Source organism: Deinococcus radiodurans R1 = ATCC 13939 = DSM 20539 (genome assembly GCF_000008565.1).
Classification (GTDB): domain Bacteria; phylum Deinococcota; class Deinococci; order Deinococcales; family Deinococcaceae; genus Deinococcus; species Deinococcus radiodurans.
Map to the genome: position 1 here is coordinate 361,478 of NC_001263.1, position 16,478 is coordinate 377,955.

At 65.2% G+C, this 16,478-nt stretch carries 17 protein-coding genes; 12 read left to right on the top strand and 5 right to left on the bottom strand.

The features are described from left to right. Positions 1–92: 92 nt before the first annotated feature. Entirely contained in the window at positions 93–1,112 is a 1,020-nt protein-coding gene (locus DR_RS01875; RefSeq protein WP_010887007.1) for a D-alanine--D-alanine ligase family protein, read from the bottom strand. A 233-nt stretch (positions 1,113–1,345) separates the two neighbouring features. Here DR_RS01875 and DR_RS01880 point away from each other — a divergent pair, with 233 nt between their 5' ends. From DR_RS01880 to mqnE, 4 genes are all read left to right on the top strand, one after another. Next, a complete protein-coding gene (locus DR_RS01880) occupies positions 1,346–3,064 on the top strand; it encodes an ABC transporter substrate-binding protein (RefSeq protein WP_027479585.1) in 1,719 nt (572 codons plus the stop codon). Positions 3,065–3,279: 215 nt separating this feature from the next. Continuing rightward, positions 3,280–4,302 (top strand): ABC transporter permease, encoded by a 1,023-nt coding sequence (locus DR_RS01885; RefSeq protein WP_010887009.1) that lies wholly within the window; start codon positions 3,280–3,282, stop codon positions 4,300–4,302. Beyond that, positions 4,302–5,321, top strand: a complete 1,020-nt coding sequence (locus DR_RS01890) for an ABC transporter permease (protein WP_010887010.1) — start codon at positions 4,302–4,304, stop codon at positions 5,319–5,321. The genes DR_RS01885 and DR_RS01890 overlap by 1 nt, the downstream gene beginning before the upstream one ends. Positions 5,322–5,446: 125 nt before the next feature. After that, on the top strand, positions 5,447–6,577 hold the full coding sequence (gene mqnE / locus DR_RS01895) for an aminofutalosine synthase MqnE (RefSeq protein ID WP_010887011.1): 1,131 nt from the start codon (positions 5,447–5,449) through the stop codon (positions 6,575–6,577). Between the two features lie 152 nt (positions 6,578–6,729). Here the strand turns inward: mqnE and DR_RS01900 are convergent, their stop codons facing one another. After that, complete coding sequence (locus tag DR_RS01900) at positions 6,730–7,455, bottom strand: GNAT family N-acetyltransferase (RefSeq protein WP_027479583.1); 726 nt, start codon at positions 7,453–7,455, stop codon at positions 6,730–6,732. A gap of 73 nt (positions 7,456–7,528) precedes the next feature. On the opposite strand from DR_RS01900, the gene DR_RS01905 reads away from it, so the two are divergent. From DR_RS01905 to DR_RS01915, 3 genes are all read left to right on the top strand, one after another. Further along, complete coding sequence (locus tag DR_RS01905) at positions 7,529–8,296, top strand: AIM24 family protein (protein ID WP_010887013.1); 768 nt, start codon at positions 7,529–7,531, stop codon at positions 8,294–8,296. Between the two features lie 251 nt (positions 8,297–8,547). Beyond that, positions 8,548–8,808 (top strand): hypothetical protein, encoded by a 261-nt coding sequence (locus DR_RS01910; protein WP_010887014.1) that lies wholly within the window; start codon positions 8,548–8,550, stop codon positions 8,806–8,808. Further along, positions 8,805–9,680, top strand: coding sequence for a menaquinone biosynthetic enzyme MqnA/MqnD family protein (locus tag DR_RS01915; protein WP_010887015.1), 876 nt, complete (start codon positions 8,805–8,807; stop codon positions 9,678–9,680). Before DR_RS01910 ends, DR_RS01915 begins: the two co-directional genes overlap by 4 nt. A gap of 52 nt (positions 9,681–9,732) precedes the next feature. Here DR_RS01915 and DR_RS01920 read toward each other — a convergent pair whose 3' ends face one another. Further along, positions 9,733–9,954, bottom strand: coding sequence for a hypothetical protein (locus DR_RS01920; protein ID WP_027479581.1), 222 nt, complete (start codon positions 9,952–9,954; stop codon positions 9,733–9,735). A gap of 111 nt (positions 9,955–10,065) precedes the next feature. On the opposite strand from DR_RS01920, the gene lysS reads away from it, so the two are divergent. The 5 genes from lysS (at position 10,066) to DR_RS01945 (ending at position 14,398) form a co-directional block, all read left to right on the top strand. After that, positions 10,066–11,643 carry a lysine--tRNA ligase gene (lysS, locus tag DR_RS01925; protein ID WP_010887017.1) on the top strand — a complete coding sequence of 526 codons (1,578 nt, stop codon included), beginning with the start codon at positions 10,066–10,068 and terminating at the stop codon, positions 11,641–11,643. Positions 11,644–11,774: 131 nt separating this feature from the next. Then, positions 11,775–12,995 (top strand): calcium/proton exchanger, encoded by a 1,221-nt coding sequence (gene cax, locus DR_RS01930; protein WP_010887018.1) that lies wholly within the window; start codon positions 11,775–11,777, stop codon positions 12,993–12,995. Between the two features lie 68 nt (positions 12,996–13,063). After that, positions 13,064–13,366, top strand: coding sequence for a PadR family transcriptional regulator (locus tag DR_RS01935; RefSeq protein WP_010887019.1), 303 nt, complete (start codon positions 13,064–13,066; stop codon positions 13,364–13,366). Between the two features lie 98 nt (positions 13,367–13,464). Continuing rightward, a complete protein-coding gene (locus DR_RS01940; RefSeq protein WP_162177575.1) occupies positions 13,465–13,815 on the top strand; it encodes a hypothetical protein in 351 nt (116 codons plus the stop codon). A gap of 157 nt (positions 13,816–13,972) precedes the next feature. Then, positions 13,973–14,398 (top strand): Uma2 family endonuclease, encoded by a 426-nt coding sequence (locus DR_RS01945; protein ID WP_010887021.1) that lies wholly within the window; start codon positions 13,973–13,975, stop codon positions 14,396–14,398. A gap of 71 nt (positions 14,399–14,469) precedes the next feature. Here the strand turns inward: DR_RS01945 and sdaAA are convergent, their stop codons facing one another. Together sdaAA and DR_RS01955 are read right to left on the bottom strand one after the other, a co-directional pair. After that, a complete protein-coding gene (gene sdaAA / locus DR_RS01950; RefSeq protein WP_027479580.1) occupies positions 14,470–15,360 on the bottom strand; it encodes an L-serine ammonia-lyase, iron-sulfur-dependent, subunit alpha in 891 nt (296 codons plus the stop codon). Between the two features lie 180 nt (positions 15,361–15,540). Further along, on the bottom strand, positions 15,541–16,173 hold the full coding sequence (locus DR_RS01955) for a TetR/AcrR family transcriptional regulator (RefSeq protein ID WP_227085984.1): 633 nt from the start codon (positions 16,171–16,173) through the stop codon (positions 15,541–15,543). Positions 16,174–16,478: the final 305 nt, after the last annotated feature.

Sequence of the window (16,478 nt, forward strand, 5' to 3'; positions counted from 1 at the left end):
TCGTTTTTGCCCTTCACAACAAAGAAAACGGGGCACGTGGCTGGAAGTTTTCCACCGGCCACGCGCCCTTTTGATTGGCTCTTGACGCCGCTTTACCGCTCTTCCAGCGCCAGCTCCACCAAACGGGTGACGAGTTCGCTGTAGCTCAGGCCCGCCGCCTCGAACAGCTTGGGGTACATGGAGGTGGTGGTAAAGCCGGGCATGGTGTTCACCTCGTTGAGAAACAGCTCGCCGGTTTCTTCCACATAAAAGAAGTCCACCCGCGCCAGCCCCGCGCAGTCGAGCGCCCGGAAGGCTCGCAGCGCCTCGGTGCGGATGCGTTCGGAGACCTCGGGGGGAATGCGGGCAGGAATGTGCATCTCGGCGCGGCCCTCGGTGTACTTGGTCTCGTAGTCGTAGAAGTCGGCGTCGAAGCTCAGTTCACCCACCGGGCTCGCCACCGGCACGTCGTTGCCGAGGATGCCCACTTCGACCTCGCGCGGCTTGTGGGGGGTCATCGCTTCCAGAATCACCCGGCGGTCGAGGCCGAAAGCGAGGGTGAGCGCGGCGTCGAGTTCTTCCGGGCTGCCGACTTTGCTGATGCCCACGCTGGAGCCGAGGTTGGCCGGCTTGACAAACAGCGGATAGCCGAGTTCAGCGGCCCTAGCGCGCACCGCGTCGGGCGTCTGCTGCCACTCGCGCCGCACGGCGAGGCGCCACGCGACCTGCGGAATGCCCGCCGAGTCGAGCACCTGCTTGGTCATCACCTTGTCCATGCTGACCGCCGAGCCGAGCACGCCGCTGCCGACGAAAGGAATCCCGGCGAGAGTCAGCAGGCCCTGGATGGTGCCGTCCTCGCCCATCGGCCCGTGCAGCAGCGGAAACACGGCGTCGTAGCCCTCGGCGGCGGCGGCGCGGTGCAGCATCAGGTCGCCGCCCTGGGACGACACGCCGGTCTCGAGCGCCTTTTGCGTCTCGGTGGGCGGCAGCCAGCGCCCCTGCTTGCTGATGACCACCGGGGTCACGTCGAATTGGTCGCGGGGCAGCGCGGCGAGCACGCTCCGGGCACTTCTGAGACTGACTTCGTGTTCTCCAGACTGGCCCCCGGCCAGCAGCAAAATGCGCCTTTTCACGCGGGGCAGTATGGCAGCTCAGGGAATGGGTGGGCGCCAAAGCCCCCCAGCGCGCCGGGAGGAGCAGGTGTCTAGCTGACTCTGCGCCTTTACGCTATGATCGGTCCCGTTCATTCTTTTCAGTTCGTCAGAGATCACGGCGTGGTGTGTGCCGGAGAGAGCAGACCCATACCATTTCTTGATCTCTAAGCTGTATCTTCATGCACACAGACCACGTCCTTTTCAGGAGGCTTATGAAAAAAGTTGCACTTCTCAGCACGCTGCTCATCGCTGGCACCGCCCTCGCCGCTTCGCCCAAAGACACCCTGGTGCTCCAGTACAGCGCCGACGTTCCGACCCTCGACCCCGGCGTGTCCTACGACACCGCCTCGGGTGAAATGATCGAAAACATGTACGAAACCCTGCTGACCTACAAAGGCAGCAGCCTCAAGACCCTCGAGCCCCTGCTGGCGACCAAGTGGACGGCGAGCAACGGCGGCAAGACCTACACCTTCGACCTGCGCAAGAACGTCAAGTTCCACTCCGGCGCGACCATGACCTGCACCGACGCCGAGTACACCTTCGAGCGCAACCTGGTCACCAACTCCGGCGAGTCAGGCAACTGGTTTATCGCCGAGCCGCTGCTTGGCACCCAGAACAACGCCAACGACGACAAGAGCGTGACCTGGGACAAGATTGACAAGGCCGTCGAGTGCAACAGCAAGGGCCAGCTCGTCTTCAACCTCGCCAAGGTCGACCCCGCGTTCCTCGCCAAGCTCGCCTACAGCGGCCAGAGCATCGTCGAGCGCAAGTACAACGCCAGCATCGGCGAGTGGGACGGCACCGAAAAGACCTGGAAGACCTGGGTGGGCAAGGACCTGACCGGCTCCAACCTCTCCAAGAAGCCCAACGGCACCGGCCCCTACCGTCTGGTCAAGCAAGACGCCAACAACCTGCTGTTCCAGGCCTTCGACGGCTACTGGGGCAAGGCACCGTCCATCAAGAACGTCATTCGCCAGAAGGTGAGCGAAATCGCGCCCCGTCAGCAGGCCTTCTTGCGCGGTGACGCCGACGTGATCGAAGGCGGCGGGCGCAACGTGGACGAAGCGCAGATCAAGGGCAAGCCCGGCGTGGCGTGGCTCGACAACCTGCCCAACACCAGCGCGTTCGTCATCTTCATGAACCAGAACATCAAGGCGACCAACCTGCTCGGCAGCGGCAAGCTCGACGGCAACGGCATTCCCGCCAACTTCTTCAGGGACGCCAACCTGCGCCGCGCCTTCTCGTACTCGTTCAACTACCAGCAGTACATCGACGACGTGCAAAAGGGCAAGGGCAAGCAGCGCACCATGGCCCTCCCCGACTCGTTCCCCGGCTACGACCCCAAGGTCAACACCTACACGTTCGACAAGGCCAAGGCCACCCAGTACTTCAAGCAGGCCTGGGGCGGCAACGTCTGGAAGCAGGGCTTTACCCTGACCGTCAACTACCGCGCCGGTAGCACCACCTCGCAGACCGCGATGGAAATCCTCAAGCGCAACGTCGAGAGCGTCAACCCCAAGTTCAAGGTCAAGATCCAGCCTGAGCAGTGGAGCGAAATGCTCGCGGCCTCCAAGCGCGGCGAAGAAGCGATGGTCCTGATCGGCTGGTCCCCCGACTACGCCGACCCGGATAACTTCCTCTACACCTTCTACGCCTCCGACGGCTTCTACAGCCCCCGCAGCAACTTCAAGGACGCCAGCATCGACAAGTGGCTCAACCAGGCCCGCGCCACGGTCAACACCGCCGAGCGCAACCGCCTGTACAGCCTCGTCGGCAAGCGCGCCTACGAGCAGGCTCCTTACATCCTGGTGCCTGGCGGCGTGAGCTACACCTTCTTCCGCAGCAACCTCGTGGGCGTGACGGCGAACAGCTACAACCCCATGACCGCGGGCACCCTGGGCGTGCTCTGGAAGGACCTGAGCAAGAAGTAAGCTCGGCGGCTCTCAGCTCAGGGGCGCGGCAGTGGGCTCAGGCATGAGCCGCACCCTGGGGCAAAGGGACCAACAGCAGATGGGGCGGGGGAGAAGAGGGTCCGGCCAGGACAGGCTTCTTCCCCGCCTCCTCTTGCTGATTGGCGCTTGCCTGTGCCCGGCGTTTCACCCTTGCCCTCAGCTGATTGGCGTAGAGTGACAAACTTGAGGCTTCTATGATCAATTTCATCGTCAGACGACTGATCCAGATCCCGCTGGTGATGGTGGTGCTGTCGCTGCTGCTGGTGGGAATCACGCAACTTCTCACGCCAGAGCAGCGGGCGGCCCCGTATATCCGCGGTGACAACCAGGCGGCGCGTATCGAGCAGATTATCGATCAACGCGGCCTGAGAGACCCCTTTCCTGTCCAGTACGGTCGCTGGGCGGCCAGCGCCGTGCAGGGCGACCTGGGCTTTTCCCGCGCCAGTGGCAAAGACGTGATCGACACCATCAAGGAGCGGCTGCCGAACACCATCGAGCTGACGCTGCTGACCGCGATTCCGATTCTGCTGCTCAGCGTGTGGCTGGGTTCGCTCAGCGCGCTGAATAAGGACAAATTCATCGACCAGGTGCTGCGCGTGCTCACCATCCTGGGCTACAGCCTGCCGACCTTCGTGCTGGGCATCGTGCTGCTGGCGATCTTTTACGCCTACCTCGGCTGGCTGCCGGGCGCGGGGCAACTGGAGGTCGTCAACCAGTTCGCCGTGTCCGACATGAAGCGCTACACCGGCATGCTGACGGTAGACGCCCTGCTCAACGGGCGCTGGAGCGTGGCCTGGGACGTGGTGCGCCACATGATTTTGCCGGCCACCACGCTGGCCATCGTCAGCAGCGCCGACATCATCAAGGTGATGCGCAACTCGATGCTCGACGTGCTGAGCAGCGACTACATCCGCACCGCCCGCGCCAAGGGCCTGACCCCCGGCGTGGTCAACCGCAAGCACGCCCGGCGCAACGCGCTGCTGCCGGTGATTACCCTCGGCGGCCTGTTGATCATCAACCTGCTGAGCGGCTCGCTGATCACCGAAACCATCTTCGCTTACCCCGGCATCGGGCAGTGGGTGGTGCAGTCCGCGCTCCAGATCGACCTCGCGGGCGTGCTGGGCTTCGCGCTGCTCTCGGCGTTGATCGTGGTCGTGATGAATACCCTGGTCGACATCCTCTACGGCATCGTCGATCCCCGCGTGAGGTTTGACTGATGGCAGCTCCCACTACGACTCCGGTGGCCCCCGCGGCTGCCCCGGCCCGCGGCTTCTGGACCTCCCCCGCCCTGCGCAAGTTGCGCCGCAACCCGCTGGCAGTGACGGGCTTTGTCATTGTGCTGCTCTTCGGCCTGATGGCGCTGCTCGCGCCGCTCATCGCCAAGCCGACCGGCAACTGCCTGCGTGACCTCGGCATGGAAACGCAGGGCCAGATCTACCAGCCCGGCTTCGCTCTCAAGGCGATCTTCGCGTCCCCCCCCGAGTGCTACAAGATGGAGCGCGTGAGCTTCGCGCAGGAGCCCGCCCCCGCGAGCTCGGTCACCGGCACCTTCGCGCCGTTCGGCACCGTGAACGGCTACAACATCTTTTACGGCCTGATCTGGGGCACGCGCACCGCGCTGAAGATGTCGTTCATCATCGTGGGGATCACGCTGTCGATCGGCATCCTGATCGGCGCGATCAGCGGCTTTTACGGCGGCTGGGTGGACGGTCTGATTCAGGGCATCATCAACGTGATCTACGCGCTGCCGCCGCTGGTCCTCACCGTCACCATCCTGACCATCCTGCGCGCCAAGAATCCGGGGGGCGACCCCACCGGGCCGATCATCTTCGCCATGTGTATCACCGGCTGGGCGACCTACGCCCGCGTGATTCGCGGGGACATCCTCAAGACCCGGCAACTGGAATACGTGGACGCCGCCCGTGCTCTAGGTGCGCGCGACATGAGGATGATTCTGCGCCACGTGGTGCCCAACTCACTCACCACCGTCTTTACCCTGGCGGTGCTGGCGCTCGCCACCGTGCCGCTGAGCGTGGCCGCGCTGTCCTTCCTGGGCCTGGGTTTCGAGTCCGGCTACAGCGAGTGGGGGCAGCTCATCGACTTTGCCCGCGCCTGGCTCAAGCCCGACTACTGGTACGTGCTGGCGTTCCCGGCCATCTTTATCGTGCTGTTCAGCCTCGCCTTCAACCTGTTCGGCGACGGCCTGCGCGACGCGCTCGACCCCAAGACGCGCTGAGGATTGGGAGCCCCAAACTTCAAGCGTCATGACCCCCGGCTGCGGCTGGGGGCTTTTTTGTTCCTCCCTTGCCACAAGCGTTCTGCTGACCCATTTGTCTGCTGGCGCGGGCGTATGCTGCCCTCATGAAGTGGCTTCGTGACCCCGGCCTCGCGCCGATTGTAGAAAAGGTGGAGGCCGGGCAGCGGCTGACGTTCGACGAAGGAATGCAGCTTTTTCACACCCGCGACCTGAACACGCTGATGCGCCTCGCCGACCTGCAAAAGCGGCAATTGCACGGCGACAAGGTGTTTTTTGTCCACTCCATGCGGCTGGAATTTACCAACATCTGCTACGTGGGCTGCACCTTCTGCGCCTTCGCCGCCCGCAAGGGTGAGGAGCGGGCCTGGGACTACGACCCCGACGAGGTGGTCGCGCAGGTGGGCCGCCGCTACCTGCCCGGCATCACCGAGCTGCACATGAGCAGTGGGCACCATCCCAATCACAAGTGGGAGTACTACCCGGCGATGGTGCAAAAGCTGCGCGAGGCGTACCCGGACCTGCAAGTCAAGGCGTTCACGGCGGCGGAAATCGAGCACCTCTCCAAAATCAGCAAAAAGCCCACGCGGGAAGTGCTGGCCGAACTGCAAGCGGCGGGCCTGAGCGCCATGCCGGGCGGCGGTGCCGAGATTTTTGCCGACCGGGTGCGGAAGCAGGTCGCCAAGAACAAAGTGAAGGCCGAAAAATGGCTGCAAATCCACCGCGAGGCCCACGAACTGGGGATGCGGACGAACGCGACGATGCTCTACGGGCACATCGAAACGCTGGAAGAGCGCCTCGACCACATGCACCGCCTCCGCGAGCTGCAAGACCAGACGGGCGGCTTTCACGCCTTCATCCCACTGGCCTTTCAGCCGCTCGGCAACACGCTGGCCCAAAACCTCGGCAAGACCGAGTACACGACGGGCCTCGACGACCTGCGCAACCTCGCGGTGGCCCGTATCTACCTCGACAATTTCCCACACATCAAGGGTTACTGGGTGATGATCGGCTCGGAGCTGACGCAGGTGTCGCTCGACTGGGGCGTGTCGGACATCGACGGCACCATTCAGGAAGAGCACATCGCCCACGCGGCGGGCGCAACCTCCCCGATGGCACTTTCGCAGGCGGGCATGGTGAAGATGATTCAGTCGGCGGGCCGGGTGCCGGTGCTGCGCGACGCCTACTACAACGAGCTGGAAGTGTTCGGACGCGCGGGTGAGGAAGCGGCAGACTGAAGGTTGATGGGTGATGGTTCCGGTGCGCTGACGGAGGCTGGAAGGGGGCTTCGGCGCGTGTTGATAGGCCTCTAGTTCGTGTAGGGAGGGCAGCTCGCCCTTTGTTCTGACGGGCGAGCAGACGCTGAGGTCTGGGGAGTTGAGCTAGAGGGTCAGCGCGCCCAGTACCCCGGCGTCTCCGTTCCCGGCAGCAGGCGCACCCGCTCCGCATTTCCAGCCCGCTCGGCCAGTGCCTGCGCCTCGGCAGCCGCCCGCTGTGGCCCCAGCCAGCCGCGCCAGTAAGCCTCCATCGTGCGGGTGACGAGGGCCAGGGGAACAGTCTCGCCACCGTCCAGCGGGCAGTACAGCAGGTCCAGGTCCTTCAGCGGGCCGCCGTTCTCACCGCCCACCGGCTGCCAGTAGGGCACGTCCACCGTCCGTAGGCCGAGCGCGTGGAGCTGCTGACGCCGGGTGAACGGGTCGCTGCCACTGCGGGCTTCAGCCTCGCGCTCGGCGGCGCTCTGGCGGCTGGGGTGCACGCTGTCGGCAAACATCCCCGGCAACCCCGCCGCCCGCACGTCCGCGAGACTGGCCGCGTGCAGCGCCCGCCCGGCGCCCTGGCCCTGCGCCGCACGCGAGACGCCCATAAACGAGTTGAAGCCCGCCGCCGGCAGCAGGCTGTAAATCGTGCCGCCCACCACCTCGCTGCCCTGCTCGGCCACCAGAATGCGGTCCTGGCGTTCGTCCTGGCCCCCAGCCAGCAAGCGGGAAAAGGCGGCAGGTGGAATCAGCATATCGGGGGCGTAGTAGACCTCTTCCTGAATGCGCCCGAAGGCGGCGAGCGCGGGGTCTTGCGGGTCGGTCACGCAGCGGACAGTCAGGGGCGTGGGGACAGACATAGCTGCAGGGTAGAGCGGTGGGCGAAGCAGACTGTGCGGCAACCTCCACTGGACTCCCCGCGTACTTGGGGTCATGGATTACACCTGGGCAGCAAGCACCGAGCGCGAGGTGCGCAGCGGAAATGACCGGATAGAGGTGCTGGAGTACAGCGCCGAGCCGCTGGAAAAGCCGCTGGCAGGCTTTCACCAGACGTTTCAGCGTCCACCGCGCTGGCGACAACTGGCGGTGCACAGCAGCGGTCAGGGGGTGGCGACGCTGGAAACAGGCGCCCTCCAGTACCTGCGCGGCGGGATGGAGGTGCAGGCCGTGAACGCAACGGGCGGCAGCGGTCTGGGCGGCCTGCTGCGAGGCGCAGTAACGGCGGCTTCCAGTGGAGAGGGCCTCTTCAAGACAGCGCTGCGGGGCGCGGGCACCGCCTACACCGAGCCCACGCGCCTGCATCTGCTGCTGGGCGAACTGCGCGGCGAGAGCCTGATTGTGGATGACGGCGCTTTCGTCGCCTGCGTGGGACAAATTCAGGTGGGGCGCCACGTCAACCGGGGGCTGGCGCAGATGCTGGGCAGCGGTGAGGGCCGCGTGCAACCCAAACTCAGCGGCCAGGGTGTCTTCGCGCTGCAAAGTCCGGTGCCGCCCGGCGAGTTTCAGGTGCTTGAGCTGCGGGACGAAACCCTGAAGGTGGACGGCAATCTGGTGGTGGCCTACACCGACGGCCTGCAATTCAGCGTGGAGCGCAGTTCGCGGGGTCTGCTGGGCAGTGCCAAGACCGGCGAAGGCTTCGTGCAGGCGTTCCGGGGCACGGGCCGCGTCTGGCTGGCCCCCACCTTGCCGCTGCACGCTTAGGGCTGAGGCCGGGCGTACACTCGGGGGATGGCCCCCGCTTTCCCCCACCCCTGGCTGTGCGTGCTCGGTGGGCTGTGATTGCCTGCTCCCCTTTTGCTGGGGCTCCTGCTCTGGCAGGCGGCCCGGCACCCCGGCACGGGCTGGACCTGCTATTTTCCGGCAAACCCACTTGTGGTGGCTCTACTTTTCGCTGCGCTGCTGGCGCTCTGGCTGGGACCGGGGCTGATGTTGCTGCGCTGGGGGTATAAGAAGTGAAACTGGCCGCAGGCTTTTTCGGCGCTGGAATGGCCTTCCTCATCTCGGGGCTGCTGGCCGGAGCCTTTCCCGCGCTGTGGAGTTCTTACCGTTTGCTCCAGCTTCTCTACTCACTGGGCATTTTCCGCGATGATGTCGCCTTCGCGGGCAACTTTCCTGACCCGCTCGCGTCTGCGGTAGGCCGCGTCTTCCTGCTGCTTTCCCTGGTTTCCTTTGCCCTCGCCGCCCTTTCTTACCTCCTGAAACGGACCCCATGACCAACCATCACCCATCATCTACTGGCCCTCAACACCCCTACCGCGCGGGGTGGATTCATTTCACCAACGTCGCGCCCATTCTGGATTCGCTGGAGCTGCCGCCGGGCGTTACAGCCATCACTGGCGTGCCCACCCAGATGAACGCGGCGCTGCTTTCGGGCGAGGTGGACATCGCCAACGTCAGCGCGGTGGAGTTCATCCGGCACGCCGACACGCTCGCGGCCCTGCCCGACTTCAGCGTGGCGGTGCTGGGGCCGGTGTACTCGGTCAATCTTTTTCACACCTGCCCGCTGCCGGAGCTGCGCCGGGTGGCCTTGACCTCGCAAAGTGCCATGAGCGTGGCGCTGCTGGAAGTGCTGCTGCGGCAAAAGGGCCTCTCGCCTGTGCTAGAGCGTGCCGAGGGCACCGCCGAGTCGCTGTTGGCCGCCGGGTATGACGGCGTGCTCCGCATCGGCGACGACGCCTTGCGCGAATGGTACGGGGTGGTCGGTCCCCTGACGCCGGAGCGCACCATGACCAGCCTGCCGCACACGGGGCGTGGCATTACCGTCACCGACCTCGCGCAGGAGTGGTTCGACCTCACCGGCCACCCCTTCACCTTCGCCGTGTGGGCCTATCGCAAGGACAATCCGCCGCCCGCCGCCCTTCTTCAGGCCATGCGCGAGGCGCGGCGCCGGGGCATCGGGCACCTCGCGGAAGTGTCGCAGCGGCACGCTGAAAAATTGGGCCTGCCCGAACGGGTGGTGCAGCACTACCTCTGGAACTTCCGCTACCACCTCGAAGCGCCCGACCGCCTCGGCCTGCGCGAATTCGCCGACCTCGCGGTGCCGGGGCACGCGGAACTGACCTTCGGAGCGCGTGAGGAAGCATAAAAACCGGACACGCAGTCCGGTCAGTGTTGGGATTAGAGCTTGAGGGGCAGGCTCAGCCCTGCTTGGAAGCGGGCACCGAGCGGGCCTCTTCCACGTCCTTCTTTTCCTTGAGCTTGTCGTGTTCGGTGTTGCGGGCGGCGTTGGCCTCGCGGTCGTTCACGCCTTTGAAGGAAGGCTTGCCGTCGTGCTCGATTTCGTGCACTTCTTTCTTGTTGCGGTCGTAGTCTTGGGGCTCGCTGGTGTGGCCCTTGTTCTTGTCGTCTTTGTCAGGCATGGCGGCAGCGTGTCACAGCGCCCCGCGCCAAAAACGAGAGAAGTGTCAAAGCCGGTTCACAGATGAAGGTTTTGCCAGGGCGGGCGGGGGCCAGCGCCTATACTTGCCGTTATGCCCGATGCTCCTCGCCCCCCCCGCCCGGAAGGGCTGCACGAACAGACCATCGCCCGCCTGAATAACCTGGACGCGCAGGTTGACGCCGGCTTCGAGGCCTATCCCTACAGTTACCCCCAGACCCACCACGCCCGCGACGTGTTCGCCGCTCACCCTGCCAGAGAAGAGGGCACAGGGGAAGGGGGAACGCTGGAACCCGGCCAGAAGTGGGAAGAAGAAAGCTACTCGCTCGCGGGCCGCGTGACCCTGATGCGCCACATGGGCAAGGCCGCCTTTGCCGACCTGAGCGACGAGGACGGCAAAATCCAGCTGTTTTTCTCCAAGCAGGACACCGCCGGCTTCGACGCCACCAAGAAAATCGACCTCGGTGACATTATCGGCGTGAAGGGTCACCCCTTCGTGACCAAGACCGGGCAACTGACCCTGCATGTGACCGAGTGGCAGCCGCTCGTCAAGAGCCTGCACCCGCTGCCGAGCAAGTTTCACGGCCTGCAAGACGAGGAACTGCGCGCCCGGCGCCGCTACGTAGACCTGATGGTGACCGAGGGCGCCCGCGAGAAGTTCCAGGCCCGCAGCCGCATGATTCGGTACATCCGCAACGAACTGGACGAACGCGGCTTCATGGAAGTGGAGGGGCCCACCCTTCAGGTCACGGCGGGCGGCGCCGAGGCCCGGCCCTTCATGACGCACCACAACGCGCTCTCGTACGATTTCAAGTTGCGCATCAGCCTGGAACTGTACCTCAAGCGGCTGCTCGTCGGCGGCTTCGAGCGGGTGTACGAGATCGGGCGGGTCTACCGCAACGAGGGCATCGACCGCACCCACAACCCCGAATTCACCATGCTGGAACTGTACTGGGCCTACGCGGACTACAGCGACATCGCCAAGTTGGTCGAAGACCTGCTGAGCGGGCTGGCAAAGGAAGTGCACGGCTCTTATCAGTTCGAGTACCAGGGCAAGACGCTGGACTTTACCCCGCCGTTTGCCCGTGTGGATTACCTCGGCGGCCTGCGCGAGCACGTGCCGGGCCTCGACTTCGACCCGCTGGACCTAGACCGGCTGCGCGCTTTCTGTGACGAGCGCTTTCCGCAGTGGAAGGGCGTGCCGAGCTACAAGCTGCTGGACAAACTGTTCGGTGAGTTCGTGGAGCCGCTGCTGAGCAATCCGACGTTCGTGATGGACCACCCCGCCGTGATTTCGCCGCTCGCCAAGAAGCACCGTTCCCGCCCCGAGGCCGTCACCGAGCGTTTCGAGGTGTTCTGCTCGGGCTTCGAACTGGCGAATGCGTTCTCCGAACTCAACGACGCCTTCGACCAGCGCGAACGCTTTGAGGCGCAGACTGCCCGCCAGGCCGCCGGAGACGACGAGGCGCACCCGCAGGACGAGGACTTCCTGCTCGCGCTGGAATACGGGATGCCGCCCGCCGGGGGCCTGGGCATCGGCATAGACCGGCTGGCGATGCTGCTCACCGACTCGGATTCCATCCGCGACGTGCTGCTGTTCCCGCTGCTGCGGCCCGAAGGCGGCGAGGCGGAAGAAGCTGACGACACCGCGCAGGAAAACACCGCCGGCTGAAGCCCTGGGCAAGGTGCGGGGGCGTGGGGTTGATGCCTGCGCCCCCGCTTTGTTTTGGGCCGGAGCGGTGGCCCCTAAATCTACAGAACTGACGAAAGGGAGGGGAAGCGTCACCGCCTACACTGCGCGGTATGTGGATGAATCTCCTGCTGGCGTTTTTGCCGGTCAGCCTGCTGCTGGAATACGTCTTTCACGCGCCGCCGCTGTGGGTGTTTTTCACGGCGACCATCGCCATCATTCCGCTCGCCGACTGGCTGCGGCAGGCCACCGAACAGATTGCCGAGCGGGTCGGGCAGACTATCGGCGGGCTGCTCAACGTGACCTTCGGCAACCTCGCCGAACTCATCATCGCCATTTTCGTGCTGCTGTCGGGCAACGCGGTGGTCGTCAAGGCGCAGATTACCGGCTCTATCATCGGCAACGCGCTGCTGGGGCTGGGGCTCGCCATCCTCATCGGCAGCGTCGGGCGGCAGCGGCAGAAATTCAGCTGGCAAAACGCCGGGCAGCTCAACTCCATGCTGGTGCTCGTGACCATCGCCCTGCTCATCCCGGCGCTGTTCGACTACACCGAGCGGCTGCCGGGCTTCGCGGCGGGAAGCGACCTCGCGCGCAGCGACCTCGACGAGCGCCTGAGCCTCGCGGTGGCGGTGGTTTTGATCGCGGCCTACGCCCTGAACCTCGTCTACACGCTGGTCACCCACAAGGACATCTTCGCCCTCGATGACGGCACCGAGGAAGGCTCAGCGGAGGGCCCAGCAGAGAGCACAGCGGAAGGCGCAGGGCACTCGCACGTCGCCCCGTGGCCCGTCTGGAAGGCCGTCGGGGTGCTCGTCGGGGCCACCGTGCTCATCGCCTGGATGTCCGAGATTCTCTCCGGCGCCCTCGAAGCGACCTCGCAGACGCTGGGCCTGAGCCCGTTTTTCCTGGGGATTATCGTGCTGGCGGTCGTCGGCAACTTTGCCGAGTACATTTCGGGCAGCTACTTCGCCCGGCAGGGCAAAATCGGCCTCGCCATCAACATCGCGGTGGGGGCGACCATTCAGGTGGCGCTGTTCACGGCCCCGGTGCTGGTTCTGATTTCCTACCTGATCGGCAAGCCGATGAACCTGGTGTTCGGCAGTCCGCTGGAACTCGTCGCCATCGTGGCTGTCGCCATCACAGTGTCCACCGTCACCCGCGACGGCGAGGCCACCTGGTTCGAGGGCGTGCTGCTGCTCACGGTGTATGTGCTGCTCGCCCTCGCCTTCTTCTTCGTCACGCCGCGTGGCGAGGAGGGGGCGCCCGCCGCTCTGTACGCCCCGGCGCCCGCGCTGGTGCAGGCGGCGCCGGAGCGATTGGCGCTGGCAAGTTAAAGCAAACGCAAGGGGCCGCCGCGCCCCTTTCGCCTTGACTCAAACTCTACATAACTAGAGAATGGAGTATGGCTCGCGTTCCCCACACCAGTCCGCACACCCGCGCCGTGCTGGCGGCGCTGCTCGCGGCGTATCCGGCGCACCGTTACGGGTACGATCTCAGCAAGCAGACGGAGCTCAAAAGCGGCACCCTCTACCCGATTTTGCAGCGCCTGCACGAGCAGGGGTATCTGGTCGCCGAGTGGGAGGCGTCACCGCACGCGGGCAAGCCGCCCCGGCATATCTACCGCCTGACTGAGGACGGGCTGCGACTGGCGCGCGAGCAGCGCGGAGAGAACCAACGGCTGAGGCTGAAGGGGGCACTGGCATGAAGCGTGACGAGTGGAGAGCAGCCAGGTTGAATGAGGCAGCGAACGTGCCGGATACGCAGTGGGCCACGGAGACGCGCCGGAGCCTCTGGTGGTGGGAGATGACTTTCAGCGCTCTGTACTTTGCTGCGCTGGCGGCGATTCAGGTTCTTTGCTTCGCCGTGCAGCCTCCCACGCAACTGTGGCTCGGCGTCATGCTCGTCGTGGTCGGCCTGGGTTTAAGCCTGGGGTTCGGCGGAAGGTCCCCCTTCACAGTAGGAGCGGCGTCCCTCGTTTATTTCCCTGCCGCGTGGCTGACGGTGGTGCTGTGGCAAGCACTGAGCTGGGGGCAGGTGCCCATGTCGCCAGGGGTGGACGACGCAGGCTTTTTCGTGCTGCCCGTGCTGGCGGCGAGCGCCGCTCTTGTGGGCGGGTTCCTGCGCGTCGCTGCCCAATGGGGCAAACGGTTTTAACCCGACTGGCTACACTGTGCCCATGACCGACGCTGCTCCCAAAGCGATGAGCGAGGCCGAGTATCTGCGGACCGAGGCGCAGAGCCCCTACAAGCGCGAGTATGTGGGCGGCTTTGTCTATCCGCTACACGCTCAGGCGTGAGCGAGCGGAGCCCACGTGCGCGTCTGCATGAATATTGCCGGGAACCTGTATACCGACGCTATGAACCAGGGCTGCCGTCTCTATCAGTCCGACATGAAGCTCTATGTTCCGGGCAATTCTAGTTACTTCTACCCGGACGTGATGCTGGTCTGCGGGGGCGAGCCCCACGACCGCTACTCTGAGACTTCACCCTGCCTGCTGGTGGAAGTCCTGTCAGGCAGCACCGCCGACACTGACCGCCGCCATAAATACGCGGCCTACACAGGGATCGCCAGTCTTCAGACTTACCTGATCGTGTCGCAGTCCGAGCGGCATGTCGTGGAATACCGCCGGGCAGGCAACGGCTGGGAGATGCACGAGCACCGAGACGTGGGCGAAGTTTACGTCGCTTGCCTCGGGCGAACACTGACACTGGACGAGATCTACCGGGGCATGCTGTAACTGCAAAAAGCCGGAGCTTCTGCGTTCCGGCTTCTTTTCTCCATCAACCATCAACGGTCCACCATCGACACTTACGCCAGTGGCAACTCCACCATGCCGCCGGGCAGCTCGCCCTCGCCTTTGCCCTCCATACGGGCGGTGACGGCGAGGCCCGTCGGCGTCTGCGCCAGCCCGCCTTCCGCCGTTTCGCGCAGGGCGGCGGGCATCAGGCGGCCCACCGAGGCCATCGCGCCGAGCACCTCGTCGGGCGGAATGAAACTTTCGAGTTGCGCCAGCGCCAGTTGCGCCGCACTGACGGCGTGGACGGCGAAAAAGGCGTTGCGGCTCACGCACGGCACCTCCACGTACCCGCCCACCGGGTCGCACACCAGCCCGATGGTGTTCATCAGCGCGAGGCTGGCGGCGTGGACGGCGGCGCGGGGCGTGCCTCCCAGCAGCTCGACCACCGCCGCCGCCGCCATCGCCGCGCTCGACCCGATTTCAGCCTGACAGCCGCCCGCCGCGCCCGAGATGAACATGCGCTTGGAAATCGCCTTGCCCACGCCCGCCGCCAGAATCATCGGGTCCACGAGCTGCTCATCACTCAGGCCGAGGTGGTCGGCCACGCCCAGCAGCGCCCCCGGAATGGTGCCCGCGCTGCCCGCCGTCGGCGCGGCCACAATGCGGCCCATGCGGGCGTTTTCCTCGTTGACGGCCATCGCGTAGGCCTGCACCCGCTTGAGCAGCGGCGCCCCCAGCACGTCGGGCGCGTCCCACAGCCCCTTGGCGTTCCAGCCGACCATGCCGGTGATGCTCCGCGCGTCGCTTTGCAGCCCGCGTTCCACACTCGAGCGCATTTCGCCGATGCGGCGCAGCATTTCGGCGCGGATGTCGGCGGGGTCGAGCCCGGTTTCGGCGCAGTCGCGTTCCAGCACCCAGCGCGAGGCTGGGGCGGGGGCGTTCATCAGTTCTTCGAGTGTCATGGTCAGGCTCCTTCGGGCAGGGGGCGAACGCGGCCAGTCTTGGCGCGGGGGAGATGTCGGTGAAGTCACTCTATTCCGCCGCCTCGCCGCTGACCTTGCCAGTACCCCGTCCGGTCAGGTGAGACGCCCACACGACAAGAAACCCCCGACGGACGGGGAGCAGGCGCCGGGGAAGAGAATTCAGTCCAGCCGAGGCGCCAGCCGTTCGATGACGGCTTCGAGGGCCAGCTGAAAAGCCGCCTCGCCCTCGACGAACTGATATTCGGGGTGCGGTGCCTGCCCGAACGTGGGCGCCATCTGCTGCCAGCCCACCGCGAGCGCGTAGCAGTGCACCAGAATCTGCTGGTTGATTTCTGGGGCATACGGCATAGCCGACACCGCCTGCTTGAGCAACTGCTGCGTTTCGCGGCGAAAGTTGGCCTCGACCTCGGGGGCGAGGTGGCTGCGCAGCACAGTGGTCAGCAGCAGCAGCAGCCGGCGCAGGTGACCCTGGTCGTGCAGGGCGTCGGTCAGGGTGGCCGCCATCTCACGGGGCGTCTGGGGCCGCTGGGCGCCGAGCAACTCACCGAAGCGCTGAAACCAGCCCTGCAGGTACTCGTGCAGCAGGGCCAGAAACAGCTCTTCTTTGGTGTCGAAGTACAGGTAGAGCGTGCCCTTGGCGAGCTTGGCTTCACGCGCCACCTGATTCATGCTCAGGTCGGCGTAGGGCGTCGAGAGCCACAGCCGCTCGGCAGACCGCAGAATATCGTCGCGGCGGCGGGTCTTTTCGAGTGCGCTGCGTGCACGGAGGGGACGGGAGGAAGCGACAGGCACAACGTGCACCCTACACGGCTGTTCGTCTTCTCAACGTGAAACCATTCACCTGCTGAGGGAACCTCAGGTCAGTAAAAGTTAGCAGAGGTCAGTCATGAGGGGGCGGCTCCGGCCACTGCGCTCCCAGCGCCCCCCCCAGCCCGAACGTCCGGCGCTGATACGGATTCCGATTGGATCTGGCAGTTTCAGCTTCAATCCGAGCGGATGCGAGGAGGAAAAACTACGGGTCACGCGGTGTGGATGCACAGGCGGCACTCTCCCGGCGGCACTTTCCCGACTGTGCAGGAATGAACGGCTGTGCAGGA